Genomic DNA, 16,421 nt, shown 5'->3' with positions numbered 1-16,421 from the left:
AACCCGCCGAACTCGGAAAAAAATCCTTAGCGTACGATTTCTTCCGAATTCTGCGGGCTCGCGAATGCGAAGTGGTGCAGTGCAAGGAGTTATGGATCCGATAATAACGCCGACGTTACTGCGGCGCTCGGGAGCAGCGATGCATTACGATGTACGCATACGTCGTAAACCCGTGATGCTCAAAGTTCTGATTTTAATAGATCTCCTAAAAATCTATGGACCGTTTAGGTATAAGCCGTTATGCAGGCCCGTTTTCGTTTACCTACCGCGTCGGAAAAAATACCTGCTCAACAACGCCAACCCGCATGCCCCTATGCCCGCGAACAGCATCGCCCAGCCGGCGCCGTGGCGTAGCGCGGCCTGGGCATCCGGGCGCGTCAGGCCCATTGATGCCAGCCCCTCCAACTTGCCTGCTGCAACGTACTGACTGATGGCGGGCCAATCCGGCGCGGTGGTGGCTGGCAACACGGCGGCCAGTTGATGACCGATTCCCAGCAAGAGCACCAGGCCCATCAGCGCGATATTGACCGCCAGGGTGATCAGCCTCGCACTGAGGTCGATACCCGAGGCCATGCCAGCGCGATCCGCCGACACCGAGCCGGTGGTGGTGTTGGTGGTCGGTGAGTTGGTCAGCGCCAGGCCCACGCCCGCCATTGCGCAACTGAACAGCACCAGCACGATGCTTGGATGCGTGGCGCCATTGGCGGCGGCCATGGCCATAAAGCCCGTGCCCATCACCCCAAGGCCCAACGGGATGATGCGTTCGGCGCCGTAGCGCAGGGCCAGGCGTTCGGCCAGCGGCGGTACCAGCAAGGTGGGCAGGGTATAGGCGAGCAGGGCGCCGCCGGTGGTCAGGGTGTCGTAGCCCAGGCCAGCCTGGAAGTACAACGGCAGATAGATCATGAACGGCCAGAAACTGAAGTTCATGCCGATCGAACCCATCAACGCGCCATTGAAGCGTTGGATGCGAAACACCGAGAAATCGAACATCGGATGGGCGCTGCGTCGCTCAATCAAGATGAACAGCAGCAGCGCGGCCAGCGACAGGCCGGCCCAGCCCCGCATGGGTGGAGTGCCAAAGCCGTTCTCGGCGCCTTGGGTGATGAAGTAGACCAATGCAAACACCGACAGCGTCAAGGTGAACATGCCCGCGATATCGAGGCGATGGCTGGCCGGGTCGCGCGACTCCTGCACGCTGACGTGCAGCAGCGCCAGGGTCAGCAGGGTCAGCGGCACATGCACGAGAAACACCCAGCGCCAGTCCGCTACCGCCAGGATCAACGCCCCGACCATCGGCCCGAAGCCCAGGCCCAGGCCTGCGATCACGCCCCACACCGCGAACGCCCGCGCCCGCGCTGCTGGCTCGCGGAACTGGTGCGACAAAATCGCGAACTGGCAGATCATCATCGCCCCCGCGCCCACGCCCTGGACGAATCGCGCCGCAATCAGCAAGGACGCGTCTTCAGCCAGCCCGCAGGCCAGCGAGGCCAGGCCAAACAGCCACAAGCACAGCACCAGCATGCGTCGCCGGCCAAAGCGGTCGGCCAGCGTACCGGCAGCCATCAGTACGCTGGTGCAGGCCAGGGTGTAGGCGTTCATGATCCATTGAGCATCCTGGAATCCGCTGCCCAGTTGTTGTTCCAGCGTGGGCAGGATCACCGGCACGCTGGAGATTTCCAGGCCGAACATCAGCGCCACCAGGCACACGGCCGTGAGGGCGAGCGCATTTCTGGCGGTGCTTGTCGGGTTGACGGTCGATACGGCGACGGCGGGAGGCATGGGGGTCTTCCTTTCGAGAGGGGGAGCGTGTCATTCTCGCGGGAAGTGGATTCTTTATTCGTGACAAGTTTTCCTTTAATAAGGGAATAAAAGGCGACAATCACCCCATGGCTACCCCACGTTTTGATGGTGTTGAACTCTTTCTGCAGATCGTCGAGAGCGGCAACCTGACCGAAGCCGCCGAACGCCTGAACCTCACCCGTTCGGCGGTGGGCAAAGGCTTGGCGCGCCTGGAGGCACGCCTGGGCACGTGCTTATTGCAGCGCTCCACCCGCCGCCAGCGGTTGACCGATGACGGGCAGGCCTATTACGAGCATTGCCTGCGCGCGCTGGCCGAGCTGGAAGCGGCTGAGTCCGTGCTGGAAAGCGGTCGGCAGCAGCCACGCGGGCGCTTGAGGGCGAGCTTGCCACTGGCCTTCGGGCACCACTATGCGGCGCCGGCGCTGTGGGGCCTGCTGGATCGTTTTGCGCAGTTGGAGATTGATATTTCGTTTTCCGACCGGCTGATCGACGTGGCCCAGGAAGGCTTCGACCTGGCGGTGCGCATCGGCGCGTTACCCGATACCGACCGCCTGAGCGCGCGACGCCTGGGTGAACAGGCCATCGGGCTGGCGGCGGCACCAGCGTATTTGCAGCGCGTCGGTCGAATCGAGCGTCTCGAGGATTTGGCCGGGCACCGCGGCATTGCCTATCGCTGCAATGCGCCGCGCCTGGAATGGGAACTCAATGATGCCCAAGGCCGCCCGCACCGCGCGCGGGTCGCTTCGCCGCTGATGATGGACGACCTCCAGGCCGTGGCCGATGCCGCTATCGCCGGCGCGGGGCTGGCCTGGTTGCCGAGTTGGCTGATCGCCCACTATGTATTGCGCGGGCAACTGGTCGCGGTATTGCCGAGTTACCGCGAGCAACCCGCGCCGATCCATGTGATCTGGCCCACGGCGGCACACATGCCGGCCAAGACGCGTTACGCCATCGATGCCTTGGTCGCGGGCACCCCCAGTTGCCTGGCGGGCAGTTAGATCACGCCTTGGTCGCGGAGATTCATCCGTTCTCTTTTGCATATGAGAATATTTATCATTAATATTGCGCGCTGATGAACCTGGCGCTTCTCCCATGAAAAGCAAAACCGCGTTGCCCGTCTCCTATCGTCTTGGCGTGACCTCCCGCGTGCTGGCTGCGGTGGTGGGCGGCTACCTGATGGCGGCCCTGGCCAGTATCTGCCTGGCGTTGTGGACGCCCACAGCCCGTGCCGATGCGGTGATCACCGGGATGATGAGTTCATTTGTGTTCTACCTGTTGGCGGTGCTCTGGTGTTTCGCCTGTCGCAATGCGGCGCGTGCCTGGTTGGGCGTGATGGTGCCGAGTGTGGCGTTCGCTGCCTTGGCGGGTGTGGGGTGGTGGATGGCACGCACATGAAAGAGGGCTTTCGCCAGGCGATGGCCTGGTTGCACACCTGGGCCGGATTGATCTTTGGCTGGCTGCTATTCGCGATTTTCCTGACGGGTACCCTGTCGTATTTCAAGGACGAAATCAGCCACTGGATGCAGCCTGAAGTGCAGGCCCGCCCCATGGACGATACGCGCAGCCTGAGTGTCGCCCAAACCTATCTGCAGCAAGTGGCACCGACTGCCGCGCGCTGGTTCATCACCTTGCCGGACAGCCGTGACCCGGGCCTTTCGGTGATGTGGCAGGACAAGGTCGACCCCGGCAAGCGCGGCAACTTCATCCAGAAAACCCTCGATCCGGTCAGCGGCCAGGCGGTGCAGGCCCGCGACAGCATGGGCGGCGAGTTCTTCTATCGTTTCCACTTCCAGCTGCAGATGCCCCATCCGTGGGGCCGCTGGTTGTCGACCGCAGCCGCCATGGTGATGTTTGTCGCGTTGATCACCGGGATCATCACCCACAAGAAAATCTTCAAGGACTTCTTCACCTTCCGCCCCCGCAAGGGCCAGCGTTCCTGGCTCGACGGGCATAACGCCGTGGGTGTGCTGGTGCTGCCGTTTCACTTGATGATCACCTACAGCAGCCTGGTGATCTTCATGAGCATGGTGATGCCGGCGCCGATCCTGGCCTCCTATGGCAATGACACCCGCGCATTCTTCAACGAGGTGTTCCCGGCCACCGACAATGCTCCGGCACTCGGTCAGCCTGGGCAGTTGAAATCGCTGGTACCGATGTATGAACAGGCGCGCGCGCAGTGGGCCGGCGGCCATGTCGGACGGGTGGCGGTGAATAACCCGGGCGATGCGAATGCGTCGGTGAATGTATTCCGCGCCGCGTCTGACCGGGTGGTGCATGATTTCGGCAGCACCGTGTCGTTCAGCGGCGTTAGCGGCGAGCTGCTGCGGGTCAGTGGCGAGCAGTCGCTGCCGGCGGTGATCGGCGGCAGTTTCTACGGCCTGCACATGGGCCATTTCGCCGGTCCGGTGTTGCGCTGGCTGTACTTTATCTGCGGCCTGGCGGGCACGGCGATGATCGGTACGGGACTGGTGATCTGGCTCGGCAAGCGTCAGCTCAAACATGCGAAAACCGGCGTGATGCCGTTTGAGCTGCGACTGGTTGAAGTGCTGAACATCGCCAGCATGTCCGGACTGATGATCGCGATTGCGGCGTTTTTCTGGGCCAATCGATTATTGCCGGCAAGCGTCGCCGAGCGCTCCGGCTGGGAAGTGCAAACCTTCTTTATCGCCTGGGGTTTGAGCCTCTTGCATGCGATCCTGCGTCGCGGTCGTCGGGGGTGGGTCGAGCAATTGAGCTTCGGCGCGCTGCTGTTTGTGGCGATTCCACTGCTCAACGCGCTGACCACATCCCACGCGCTGGATGTTTCGCTGGCGACGGGCGACTGGGCCATGGCCGGTTTCGACCTGACTTGCCTGGCCAGCGGTGTATTCCTTGCCTGGGCTGCCTGGAAGATGCAGCGCCGCGCGGCGCCTGCGCCCAAGGCTGCCCGTTCGCTCAACCTCAAGTCCCAGGTGCACTGAATGCTGCTCGCGCTATTGATGTGCTATGCCGGGTTTACCGCGCTGTGCCTGTCCACCGACCGGCATCACGACGAGCTGCTGCACAGCAAGCCGTCGCCGCGTCGGCGCTTGGGTTTGCGCATAGCCGGTTGGTTAGTGCTGACGGTGTCGATCTGGCCGGCGGTGGCCGTCGCCGGTTGGGGCTTGGGACTGGTGCAGTGGTGCGCTGTCCTGATGTTCAGCGCACTGTTGCTGGTGCTGTTGTTGCCGTATCGGCCGAGGCTGGCCTTGATCCTTGCGGGTCTCGGCGTACTGGTCAGCCCCGTTGCGGCCTTCGCCACTCTCTGAGCCCTGCCGCGTGCCTGTTGTGGATTATTCCAGCGCCGCCATGATTTTTTCGGGGCTGTACTCGCGAATCAGCGTGCCGTTCACATCCACGAACGGAATCCCGCCTCCGCCCAACGCCTCGTACGCCTTGCGCGCCTGGGCGTCCTTGTCGATATCCACGGCCTGGTACGGAATGCCTTTCTGGTCCAGAAAGCGGCGGATCTGCTTGCAGTAGCCGCACCACTCGGTGGCATAGAGCACCACCCGCGCCGAAGCGCGTGTCTGCTCCGAAACCACCTGGGACGGGTTGAACACCCGCTCGATCTTGCCCCAGTTCTGGATCACGACCACCACCAGCAGCACCAGCAGGACTTTTTTAAAGACCCCGCCAAGCATCAGTTACGGCGCTTGAGCTGGTCGGTCAGTTGGGTCGGCAGGCCCTTGATGATCAGGGTGCCAGCAGCCTCGTCGTACTCGATCTTGTCGCCCAGCAGGTGCGCTTCAAAACTGATGGACAGGCCCTCGGCGCGCCCGGTGAAGCGGCGGAATTGGTTGAGGGTGCGTTTGTCGGCGGGGATTTCCGGCGACAGGCCGTAGTCCTTGTTGCGGATATGGTCGTAGAACGCCTTAGGCCGATCTTCATCGATCAAGCCCGACAATTCTTCCAGGCCCATGGGCTCGCCGAGCTTGGCCTGGCTGCTGGCGTAATCCACCAGGGTCTTGGTCTTTTCCCGGGCGGATTCGTCCGGCAGGTCTTCGCTTTCGACGAAGTCGCTGAAGGCCTTGAGCAGCGTGCGGGTTTCGCCGGGGCCGTCGATGCCTTCCTGGCAGCCAATAAAGTCGCGGAAGTATTCCGAGACCTTCTTGCCGTTCTTGCCTTTGATAAACGAGATGTACTGCTTGGACTGCTTGTTGTTCTGCCACTCGGACACGTTGATGCGTGCTGCCAGGTGCAGTTGGCCCAGGTCGAGGTGGCGCGACGGGGTCACGTCCAGCTCATCGGTCACCGCCACGCCTTCGCTGTGGTGCAGCAGGGCGATGGCCAGGTAGTCGGTCATGCCTTGCTGGTAGTGGGCAAACAGTACGTGGCCGCCGGTGGACAGGTTGGACTCTTCCATCAGCTTCTGCAGGTGCTCGACGGCCGTGCGGCTGAAGGTGGTGAAATCCTGGCCACCGTCGAAATAGTCCTTCAACCAGCCGCTGAACGGGTGCGCGCCCGACTCGGCATGGAAGAACCCCCAGGCCTTGCCTTGTTTGGCGTTGTAGCTCTCGTTGAGGTCGGCAAGCATGTTCTCGATGGAGGCCGACTCGGCGAGCTCGGAGTCGCGGGCGTGGAGAACTGCGGGTGTGCCGTCGGGTTTTTTGTCGATCAGGTGGACGATGCAATGACGGATCGGCATAGGCTTCTCGGCTGGTTGATAGGGGAGCGGTTGGTCTCCCCGAAAAGTTGCCCAGTGTACCGCACCCATTGGCCAAGACACGCGTCCAAGGCGGTTTTGGCCGGCCTCCCACGGGCCATATGCCTTTTTTTCACGGTTTAGAGCGATAAAGCTGACCAAATGGGTATGTTGAGGCGGATATTTCCCCGTCTCTGTGCTAGTTTTGCCCGGTCTTACGCCATGACTCGGCGTTAAGCGTGCATTCAGCATCTGTCAGGTCGAACCAATCCCCGTTTCAAGCATCTATAACCCCGATCTCCGAGGTTATAGCCGGGGGGGCCAGGCCATGACGGTCGGGCTCGACGGCTGACACTGCACTCTGCAATCCATATGAATTTGATAGGGAAGGAACACCACAATGGCTATTACTAAAGACCAACTGATCGCTGACCTGGCTGAAGCAGTAGACGCACCGAAAACCACCGTGCGCGCTCTGCTGGACCAACTGAGCCAAGTTGTTGCTGACCAGCTGGAAAACGGCGGCGAAATCACTCTGCCAGGCGTTGGCAAACTGAAAGTGACCGAGCGTCCTGCCCGTACTGGCCGTAACCCTTCGACTGGCGCTGCCATCGAAATCGCTGCCAAGAAAGTTATCAAGCTGGTTGTGGCCAAAAGCCTGACCGACGCTGTTAACAAGTAAGACGCAGCAAAAAAAACCGTGCTCCGGAGCGATCCGGGCACGGTTTTTTGTTGCCTGCGATTTGTGCGCAGTGGCGAGGGAGCAAGCGCCCTCGCCACAGGGTTCAGTCTTTGCGCGCCCAGCGCTGGCGCCATACCTGTTGCTCGCTTTTGGTCTGGAAGGTCCAGGCTACGAAGCGACTCTGCTTCTGACCCTGGGACATTTCCACCACCTGGCTTTCCAGCACACCGGCTTTTTTCAGCGCGATCTCGATGGCGGGCAGGTTCGACGCTTTCGATACCAGGGTGCTGAACCACAAGACCTTGTGGGCAAAATGCGCGCTCTCGGCGATCAGTTGCGTCACAAAGCGTGCTTCACCGCCTTCGCACCACAGCTCGGCCGACTGACCACCGAAGTTCAGCACCGGCAATTTGCGTTTGGGGTCTGCCTTGCCCAGCGCGCGCCACTTGCGCTCGCTGCCTTTGGTGGCTTCGTCCATGGATGCATGGAACGGCGGGTTGCACATGGTCAGGTCAAAACGCTCGCCCGGCTCCAGCAGGCCCAGCAGGATGTGCTTGGGGTTGGTCTGCTGGCGCAACTGGATCGCCTTGTTCAGCCCGTTGGACTGCACGATGGCCTTGGCGGCCGCGACGGCTGTCGGATCGATCTCCGAACCGAGAAAGTGCCAGCGATAGTCGCTGTAGCCGATCAGCGGGTAGACGCAGTTGGCGCCCATGCCGATATCCAGCACCTTGACCGGCGCACCGCGGGGAATCTCACCGCCGTTGACGCTGGCCAGCAGGTCGGCGAGGAAATGCACGTAGTCCGCACGCCCTGGCACTGGTGGGCAGAGGTAGTCCGCCGGGATGTCCCAATGCTGGATGCCATAGAAGGCTTTCAACAGCGCCCGGTTGAACACCCGCACCGCGTCCGGGCTGGCGAAGTCGATGCTTTCCTTGCCATAGGGGTTGATGATCACGAATTGCGCCAGTTCCGGCGTGGTCTTGATCAGCGCCGGGAAGTCGTAACGGCCCTGGTGGCGGTTGCGTGGGTGCAGGGTCGCTTCTTTACGCGGCACCACGGGTTTGGCCGGGGTGGCGGTTTTAGGCTTCTTGCGCGCAGGTTTGGGTGTGCTCGGGGCGGTCATGTTGATTCTGGTGTTGGCTCAAAGTGGCGGGCATTGTCCCACATTCCCCAGCTTGTTATGGCGGGCAAAAAAAAAGAGACCCGAAGGTCTCTCTTTTTATACGGCTTGCCCCTTACAGGCTGGAAATCCGCGCATGTTGCTCGGCCAACTTGCCCAAGGCCTGTTCAGCCTCGGCCAGCTTGGCGCGTTCTTTCTCGATCACTTCAGCCGGCGCCTTGTCGACGAACGCCGCGTTGGACAGCTTGCCGCCCACCCGTTGCACTTCGCCTTGCAGACGCAGGATTTCCTTGTCGAGACGGGCCAGTTCGGCGCCCTTGTCGATCAGGCCGGCCATCGGCACCAGCACTTCCATGTCGCCGACCAGCGCGGTGGCGGACAGCGGTGCTTCGGCGCCGTCAGCCAATACGGTGATCGACTCCAGCTTCGCCAGCTTCTTGAGCAGGGCATCGTTCTCGGTGAGGCGACGCTGATCCTCGGCACTGGCGTTCTTCACGAACACGGCCAGTGGTTTGCCAGGCCCGATGTTCATCTCGGCGCGGATGTTGCGCGTGCCGAGCATCAGGGTCTTGAGCCATTCGATATCGCTTTCGGCGGCCTCATCGATGCGGGCTTCGTTGGCCACCGGCCAAGGCTGCAGCATGATGGTCTTGCCTTGGATACCGGCCAGCGGCGCGAGGCGCTGCCAGATTTCTTCGGTGATGAACGGCATGAACGGGTGGGCCAGACGCAGGGCCACTTCCAGCACGCGCACCAGGGTGCGACGGGTGCCGCGCTGGCGTTCGATCGGCGCGTTTTCGTCCCACAGCACCGGCTTGGACAGTTCCAGGTACCAGTCGCAATACTGGTTCCAGATGAACTCGTACAAGGCCTGCGCGGCCAGGTCGAAACGGAACTGGTCGAGCTGACGGGTCACTTCGGCTTCGGTGCGCTGCAGTTGCGAGATGATCCAGCGATCGGCCAGGGTCAGTTCGACTTCTTCGCCGTTCTGGCCGCAGTCTTCGCCTTTATCCAGCACGTAGCGCGCAGCGTTCCAGATCTTGTTGCAGAAGTTGCGATAGCCTTCGACGCGGCCCATGTCGAACTTGATGTCGCGACCGGTGGACGCCAGCGAGCAGAAAGTGAAGCGCAGGGCGTCGGTGCCGTAGCTGGCGATGCCGTCGGCGAACTCCTCGCGGGTCTGCTTCTCGATCTTCTTCGCCAGTTTCGGCTGCATCAGGCCCGAGGTGCGTTTCTGCACCAGGGTTTCCAGGTCGATGCCGTCGATGATGTCCAGCGGGTCCAGGACGTTGCCCTTGGACTTGGACATCTTCTGGCCCTGGCCATCACGCACCAGGCCATGGACGTACACGGTCTTGAACGGTACCTGCGGCGTGCCGTCTTCGTTCTTCACCAGGTGCATGGTCAGCATGATCATCCGGGCAACCCAGAAGAAAATGATGTCGAAGCCGGTGACCAGCACGTCGGTGGAGTGGAATTTCTTCAGGAATTCGGTCTGCTGCGGCCAGCCCAGGGTGGAGAAGGTCCACAGGCCCGAACTGAACCAGGTGTCCAGAACATCGTTGTCCTGTTGCAGCGCCACGTCCGGGCCGAGGTTGTGCTTGGCGCGAACTTCGGCTTCGTCGCGGCCGACATAGACCTTGCCCGACTCGTCGTACCAGGCCGGAATGCGGTGGCCCCACCACAGCTGACGGCTGATGCACCAGTCCTGGATGTCGCGCATCCACGAGAAGTACATGTTTTCGTACTGTTTAGGCACGAATTGGATGCGGCCGTCTTCCACCGCTGCAATGGCAGGCTCTGCCAGCGGTTTGGTGGACACGTACCACTGGTCGGTCAGCCACGGCTCGATGATGGTGCCGGAGCGGTCGCCCTTCGGCACTTTCAGGTTGTGATCGTCGACGCTGACCAGCAGGCCGGCGGCGTCGAAGTCGGCAACGATCCGCTTGCGCGCTTCGAAGCGGTCGAGGCCGACGTATTCGGCCGGGATCTTGCCGTCGATGCTGTCGTTCAGCGTGCCATCGAGGTTGAACACCTGGCAGGCCGGCAGCACGGCAGCATTCTTGTCGAAGATGTTCAGCAGCGGCAGGTTGTGGCGTTTGCCGACTTCGTAGTCGTTGAAGTCGTGGGCTGGGGTGATTTTCACGCAGCCGGTGCCGAATTCAGGGTCGCAGTAGTCGTCGGCGATGATCGGGATACGGCGGCCGACCAGCGGCAACTCGACGAACTTGCCGATCAGGGCCTGGTAGCGCTCGTCGTTCGGGTTAACGGCCACGGCGGCGTCGCCGAGCATGGTTTCCGGACGGGTGGTGGCGACGATCAGGTAGTCGTTGCCTTCAGCGGTCTTGGCGCCGTCGGCCAGCGGGTACTTGAGGTTCCACAGGAAACCTTTCTCGTCGTGGTTTTCCACTTCGAGGTCGGAAATCGCCGTGTGCAGCTTGGTATCCCAGTTGACCAGGCGCTTGCCGCGGTAGATCAGGCCGTCTTCATGCAGGCGCACAAAAGCTTCTTTCACGGCTTCCGACAGGCCGTCGTCCATGGTGAAGCGCTCGCGGCTCCAGTCGACGGACGAACCCAGGCGACGGATCTGACGGCTGATGTTGCCGCCGGACTGGTCCTTCCATTCCCAGATTTTCTCCAGGAATTTTTCGCGGCCCAGGTCGTGACGGCTCTGGCCGGTGGCTTCGAGTTGGCGTTCCACCAGCATCTGGGTGGCGATACCGGCGTGGTCGGTACCCGGTTGCCACAGGGTGTTGCGGCCCTGCATGCGGCGGAAACGGATCAGTGCATCCATGATCGCATTGTTGAAGCCATGGCCCATGTGCAGGCTGCCAGTGACGTTCGGTGGCGGAATCATGATGGTGTAGGAATCGCCCGCGCCTTGCGGAGCGAAATAATTCTCGGACTCCCAGGTCTGGTACCAGGAAGTTTCAATAGCGTGCGGCTGGTAGGTCTTATCCATGCGCGGCGGGACCCTAGTTGGCATTAATTCAGGAAAGCCGGCAAGTATAACGGGGGATAGGGCGCAGGGCGAGGTGAAGACAGGCTTAAGGTGCATGCGATCGAGTGTGGGAGGGGGCTTGCTCCCGATGAGGGCGTGTCAGTCTCCCTCGCCATAAACTGACCCACCGCCATCGGAAGCAAGCCCCCTCCCACAGAGGGATGTGGGGGGCTCAGGACTGGTATTGGCTGAGCAACCGCTCCATCCGCGCATCCATGCGCCGCTTGATCTCGGTTTCGATATGCGGGGCAAAGTCGTCGATCACGTCTTGCATGATCAGTTGGGCGGCGGCACGCAGTTCGTTATCCAGGTGCAGCAACAGGGCGTCGGCGCTTTTTTCGGCGGCAGCAGGGGCGACGGGCGGGGGCACGGGGGCTTCGACAGGCGGTTGCGGCGCGTCCGGCTTGCTGCCAACCATGTCGAACAACAGCGGAATCTGTACTTCGCCATTGACTGCTTCGGTCAGCAGCGGCGGTTGCAAGCCATCATCACCCAGCAACTGACGGATCGACTCCAGGTCGTCCAGCAGGTGGCCATCTTTTTTTATAGGGTTGGGAGTGTCCATCATGTGCTCAAAGTCGTTGTAGCCGGTGATCTTGCAAAGGATAGCCCTGTTCGCGGTAGAAACGGAAACTCTCCCGCGCGGCCTGACGAATAGCCGGATCCTCCACCACCACTTCCGCCACACGGGCGAAGGCCTTGGCGAACGGCGGTACTTTCAGGTCCAGGTTGATCAGCAGGTCATGGTGATCGCCGCAACTTTCGCCCAGGCCCAGGACAACCTGGCCTTCGGGTTCCGATTCGGCAGTGCCGTGGGGCACGAAGCTTTCACCCTTGAAGCGCCACAGGCGGGCGTCGAGCTCGTCGCGTTGGGCGGCATCGTTGCAATGCAGGTAGATGCGGTGGCCCATGCGCCAGGCTTTTTCGGTGAGTTTGCAGGCAAAGTCCAGGCGCGCGAGCGGGTCGGCGCTGGGCAATATATAGAAGTCGACTTGGGTCATTGCATTTCCTGGAACTGCCGTCGCGCCGGCTTACTGCAGGAGCGAGCTTGCTCGCGAAAAACCTGAGGACGATGCGTTCATTCAGCATGAACGCGTTATCGTTGATGATCTTCGCGAGCAAGCTCGCTCCTACAGCGGGCCGTGGCCGGTCAGTGATGCTTAGGCCTTGGCGCGGTCCAGCAGGTACTGGGTCAGCAACGGCACCGGACGGCCAGTGGCGCCCTTGTCCTTGCCGCCGCTGGTCCAGGCGGTACCGGCGATGTCCAGGTGCGCCCAGTTGAAGTTCTTGGCGAAGCGCGACAGGAAGCACGCTGCGGTGATGGTGCCGGCTTTCGGCCCACCGATGTTGGCGATGTCGGCGAACGGGCTGTCCAGTTGTTCCTGGTATTCATCGAACAGCGGCAGTTGCCAGGCGCGGTCGTCGGCAGATTTGCCGGCGCTGAGCAGTTGCTCGATCAGCTCGTCGTTGTTGCCTAGCAGGCCGGAGGTGTGGGAACCCAGGGCGACGATGCAGGCGCCGGTCAGGGTGGCGATGTCGATCACGGCTTGCGGCTTGAAGCGCTCGGCGTAGGTCAGGGCATCGCACAGCACCAGGCGGCCTTCGGCGTCGGTGTTGAGGATTTCCACGGTCTGGCCGCTCAGGGTGGTGACGATGTCGCCCGGACGGGCCGCGCCGCCGCTCGGCATGTTCTCGGCGCAGGCCAGGATGCACACCAGGTTGATCGGCAGCTTGAGTTCCAGCACGGCACGCAGGGTCCCGAACACGCTGGCGGCGCCGCCCATGTCGTATTTCATTTCGTCCATGCCCAGGCCCGGCTTGAGGCTGATGCCGCCGGTGTCGAAGGTGATGCCTTTACCGACCAGGGCATAAGGCTTCTCGGACTTCTTGCCGCCGTTGTATTGCATGACGATCAGGCGCGGTGGCTGGTCGCTGCCCTGGCCCACGGCGTAGAACGAGCCCATGCCCAGTTCCTTGATTTTTTTCTCGTCCAGCACTTCGACTTTCAAGCCCTTGAACTCTTTGCCCAGTGCCTTGGCCTGTTCGCCCAGGTAGGTCGGGTGGCAGATGTTCGGCGGCAGGTTGCCCAGGTCGCGGGTGAACGACATGCCGTTGGCGATGGCCTGGGCGTGGGTCACGGCGCGTTCGACTTCAGCCTGGGCGGCCTTGATGGTCAGTAGGGTGATTTTCTTCAGGGCGCGGGGTTCGGCTTTCTGGCTCTTGAACTGGTCGAAAATATAGCTGCCATCCACCAGGCTTTCGGCCAGCAGGCGGGTCTTGCCGTAGCTGTCGCGGCCTTTGACGACGATTTCATCGAGGGCCAGCGCTGCATCGCTGCCGCCCAGGCCCTTGAGGGTGCCGAGGATGGCGCTGATGATCTTGCGGAACGGGCGGTCGCCGAGTTCGGCGTCCTTGCCCACGCCCACCAGCAATACGCGCTCGGCCTTCAGGTTGGGCAGGCTTTGCAGCAGCAGGCACTGGCCGACTTTGCCGGCCAGGTCGCCGCGCTTGAGGACGGCGCTGATCGCGCCGCCGCTGAGTTCGTCGAGTTGCTTGGCGGCGACGCCGAGCTTGCGGCCTTCGCCGATGGCGACCACGAGGGTGGCGGTTTTCAACGTTTCGGGGCTAACGCTTTTTACAACCAATTCCATGTTCGGGTCCCTTTATAAAGGTCTGAGAGCCTGGCATTCGTAACCAGGCTTTAAAGCGCGGCAGCCGTGTAAACCGCCAGCGGCAAAGGCCGCAGTTTGAACCTCGCCGGCGGAGCCTGACAACCCTTGGTGCACGCTTTGTGCCTGCGCGTGAGCAAGCTCCGTGACAGGCGCGGTCAATCACAGGATAATGCGCCATCTTTTTAGCCGGCCCCTTTGAAACGGGCTGACTCGGTATGCTTGCTTGTTTGGCCGCCTTAGCCTGACAACCCTGGAGTGTCTGGTTTGATCGTCTTCCGTTATCTGTCCCGCGAAGTCCTGTTGACCCTGAGTGCCGTGAGTGCGGTGTTGCTAGTCATCATCATGAGTGGTCGTTTCGTCAAATACCTGGCCCAGGCTGCCTCCGGCGCCCTGGACCCGGGCTCGCTGTTCCTGATCATGGGCTTTCGCCTGCCGGGGTTCCTGCAACTGATCCTGCCCTTGGGCCTGTTCCTCGGGATTCTGCTGGCTTATGGCCGTCTGTACCTTGAGAGCGAAATGACCGTGCTCTCGGCCACCGGCATGAGCCAGCAGCGCCTGCTGGGCATGACCATGATCCCGGCCGCCGGCGTCGCGCTGATCGTGGCCTGGCTGAGCCTGAGCCTGGCCCCCAGGGCGCCATGCAATTTCAGTTGGTATTGAACAAACAGGATGCGATGACTGAGTTCGATACCCTTGAACCCGGCCGCTTCCAGGCGCTCAGTGACGGTTCGCGGGTGACTTACACGGAAACCTTGACCGACGATCGCGCCAATCTGGGCGGTGTGTTCATCTCCGAGAAACGTTTGGGCCAGGACAAGAAAGACCGTGGTATTTCCGTACTGGTGGCCGATTCCGGTCGCCAGGAAGTGCGTCCTGACGGCAGCCGCTACCTGATTCTGGAAAATGGCTATCGCTACGACGGTAGCCCCGGCATGGCTGATTATCGTGCGATCAAGTACGACACTTATGGCGCGATGCTGGCTCGCCCGGATATCAGCGACGAAGTCACCGACCGCGACGCTCTCCCCACATCCGAGCTGCTGGGCAGCAAGGAGTTGCGCTCGATCGCCGAACTGCAATGGCGTATTTCCCTGCCGCTGCTGGTGTTTATCGTGACCCTGATGGCGGTGCCGCTGTCGCGCGTCAACCCGCGCCAGGGACGTTTCCTCAAGCTGTTGCCGGCGATCCTGCTGTACATGGCTTACCTGACTATCCTGATTTCCGCCCGTGGCTCCCTGGAGAAAGGCAAGCTGTCGCCGCTCCTCGGCCTGTGGTGGGTACACGGGATCTTCCTGATGATCGGCCTGGGGCTGCTTTATTGGGAGCCCCTACGCTTGAAAATGATGAGCCATCGTGGCCAGAAGGAGTTGGCTCGTGGCTAAGCTCGATCGCTATATTGGTAGCAGCGTACTGATCGCCATCCTGGCGGTATTGGGCATCATCCTGGGCCTGGCTTCGTTGTTCGCCTTCATCGATGAAGTGGGCAACGTCAGCGACACCTACACCGTGTGGGATGTGCTGAGCTACGTGGCCCTCACCGCGCCGCGTCGCCTCTACGACATGATGCCGATGGCCGCGCTGATCGGCTGCCTGATCGGCCTGGGCGGCCTGGCCAGCAACAGCGAACTGACCATCATGCGCGCCGCCGGGGTGTCCATTGGTCGTATCGTCTGGGCGGTGATGAAACCCATGTTGCTGCTGATGCTGTGCAGCGTGCTGATCGGCGAATACGTGGCGCCACCGGCCGAAACCACCGCCCAGGCCAACCGTGCCCTGGCCCAGGGCTCGGGCGATGCGCAAAGCTCCCGGCACGGGTTGTGGCACCGTCAGGGTGACGAATTCATCCACATCAACGCCGTGCAGCCCGACGGCCTGTTGCTTGGGGTGACGCGCTACACGTTCGACAAAGAGCGCCACATGTTGTCGTCCAGCTTCGCCAAACGTGCGCAGTACAGCGCCGAACAGTGGCAGTTGAGCGATGTCACCACCACCTACTTCCGTAATGTCGGCCAAGGCACCAAGGCCAGCACCGAAGTCATCAATGTGCCGACCGAACAGTGGGATATCGCGCTGAAGCCGGAACTGCTCAACACGGTGGTGATGATCCCTGAAAGCCTGCCGATCTCCGGGCTGTGGGGCTATATCCATTACCTCAAGGAGCAGGGCCTGAATAACGGTCGTTACTGGCTGGCGTTCTGGGTCAAGGTGTTGCAGCCGGTGGTGACCGCCGCGCTGGTGCTGATGGCGATCTCGTTCATCTTCGGCCCGTTGCGCTCCGTGACCCTGGGGCAGCGTGTATTCACCGGCGTGCTGGTGGGCTTCACCTTCCGTATCGCCCAGGACCTGCTTGGCCCATCGAGCCTGGTGTTCGGTTTCTCACCGCTGTTTGCGGTGCTGGTACCCACCGCCATCTGCGCCCTGGCCGGGTTGTGGCTGTTGCGTCGCGCCGGTTGATGCTGCGCTTATGAACAAAAAATGCC

At 61.8% G+C, this 16,421-nt stretch carries 14 protein-coding genes and 1 pseudogene; 7 read left to right on the top strand and 8 right to left on the bottom strand.

All coding sequences use genetic code 11. The features are described 5' to 3' along the window. Positions 1-258 precede the first annotated feature (258 nt). On the bottom strand, positions 259-1,779 hold the full coding sequence (locus BLR63_RS17180; protein WP_010564049.1) for an MFS transporter: 1,521 nt from the start codon (positions 1,777-1,779) through the stop codon (positions 259-261). Positions 1,780-1,886: 107 nt separating this feature from the next. Between BLR63_RS17180 and BLR63_RS17175 the strand changes: the two genes are divergently transcribed. The 4 genes from BLR63_RS17175 (at position 1,887) to BLR63_RS17160 (ending at position 5,087) form a co-directional block, all read left to right on the top strand. After that, positions 1,887-2,798 (top strand): LysR family transcriptional regulator, encoded by a 912-nt coding sequence (locus BLR63_RS17175; RefSeq protein WP_010564050.1) that lies wholly within the window; start codon positions 1,887-1,889, stop codon positions 2,796-2,798. Positions 2,799-2,892: 94 nt separating this feature from the next. Next, entirely contained in the window at positions 2,893-3,195 is a 303-nt protein-coding gene (locus tag BLR63_RS17170; protein WP_010564051.1) for a DUF3649 domain-containing protein, read from the top strand. After that, a complete protein-coding gene (locus BLR63_RS17165) occupies positions 3,192-4,760 on the top strand; it encodes a PepSY-associated TM helix domain-containing protein (protein ID WP_010564052.1) in 1,569 nt (522 codons plus the stop codon). Before BLR63_RS17170 ends, BLR63_RS17165 begins: the two co-directional genes overlap by 4 nt. Beyond that, positions 4,761-5,087, top strand: coding sequence for a DUF3325 domain-containing protein (locus BLR63_RS17160; RefSeq protein WP_010564053.1), 327 nt, complete (start codon positions 4,761-4,763; stop codon positions 5,085-5,087). Positions 5,088-5,111: 24 nt separating this feature from the next. On the opposite strand, the gene BLR63_RS17155 is transcribed toward BLR63_RS17160, so the two are convergent. Together BLR63_RS17155 and yejK are read right to left on the bottom strand one after the other, a co-directional pair. Continuing rightward, positions 5,112-5,462 (bottom strand): glutaredoxin family protein, encoded by a 351-nt coding sequence (locus BLR63_RS17155; protein ID WP_010564054.1) that lies wholly within the window; start codon positions 5,460-5,462, stop codon positions 5,112-5,114. Then, entirely contained in the window at positions 5,462-6,466 is a 1,005-nt protein-coding gene (gene yejK, locus BLR63_RS17150) for a nucleoid-associated protein YejK (protein ID WP_010564055.1), read from the bottom strand. Before yejK ends, BLR63_RS17155 begins: the two co-directional genes overlap by 1 nt. A gap of 397 nt (positions 6,467-6,863) precedes the next feature. On the opposite strand from yejK, the gene BLR63_RS17145 reads away from it, so the two are divergent. Beyond that, positions 6,864-7,145, top strand: a complete 282-nt coding sequence (locus tag BLR63_RS17145; RefSeq protein ID WP_010564056.1) for an HU family DNA-binding protein — start codon at positions 6,864-6,866, stop codon at positions 7,143-7,145. 103 nt (positions 7,146-7,248) lie between these two features. Here the strand turns inward: BLR63_RS17145 and rlmF are convergent, their stop codons facing one another. The 5 genes from rlmF to BLR63_RS17120 form a co-directional block, all read right to left on the bottom strand. Continuing rightward, the gene (gene rlmF / locus BLR63_RS17140) at positions 7,249-8,271 is read right to left on the bottom strand and encodes a 23S rRNA (adenine(1618)-N(6))-methyltransferase RlmF (RefSeq protein WP_010564057.1); all 1,023 of its coding nucleotides are present in this window, start codon (positions 8,269-8,271) and stop codon (positions 7,249-7,251) included. A 112-nt stretch (positions 8,272-8,383) separates the two neighbouring features. After that, positions 8,384-11,230, bottom strand: coding sequence for a valine--tRNA ligase (locus tag BLR63_RS17135; protein ID WP_010564058.1), 2,847 nt, complete (start codon positions 11,228-11,230; stop codon positions 8,384-8,386). Positions 11,231-11,441: 211 nt separating this feature from the next. Then, positions 11,442-11,834 carry a hypothetical protein gene (locus tag BLR63_RS17130; protein WP_042946586.1) on the bottom strand — a complete coding sequence of 131 codons (393 nt, stop codon included), beginning with the start codon at positions 11,832-11,834 and terminating at the stop codon, positions 11,442-11,444. 7 nt (positions 11,835-11,841) lie between these two features. Further along, entirely contained in the window at positions 11,842-12,270 is a 429-nt protein-coding gene (locus BLR63_RS17125; protein WP_010564060.1) for a DNA polymerase III subunit chi, read from the bottom strand. A gap of 159 nt (positions 12,271-12,429) precedes the next feature. Beyond that, positions 12,430-13,920, bottom strand: a complete 1,491-nt coding sequence (locus BLR63_RS17120; protein ID WP_010564061.1) for a leucyl aminopeptidase — start codon at positions 13,918-13,920, stop codon at positions 12,430-12,432. A gap of 285 nt (positions 13,921-14,205) precedes the next feature. Between BLR63_RS17120 and lptF the strand changes: the two are divergent. Both lptF and lptG read left to right on the top strand, forming a co-directional pair. Beyond that, positions 14,206-15,323 (top strand): annotated as a pseudogene (gene lptF / locus BLR63_RS17115) (LPS export ABC transporter permease LptF). Next, positions 15,316-16,395: an LPS export ABC transporter permease LptG gene (gene lptG / locus BLR63_RS17110; RefSeq protein WP_010564063.1), complete on the top strand. Its 1,080-nt coding sequence runs from the start codon at positions 15,316-15,318 to the stop codon at positions 16,393-16,395. The pseudogene lptF and the gene lptG overlap by 8 nt, the downstream one beginning before the upstream one ends. Positions 16,396-16,421 lie beyond the last annotated feature (26 nt).

It is taken from the genome of Pseudomonas extremaustralis (assembly GCF_900102035.1).
Lineage (GTDB): Bacteria > Pseudomonadota > Gammaproteobacteria > Pseudomonadales > Pseudomonadaceae > Aquipseudomonas > Aquipseudomonas extremaustralis.
Note: the sequence above shows the minus strand (reverse complement) of the source record. Positions and strands in the feature narration are given on the sequence as shown.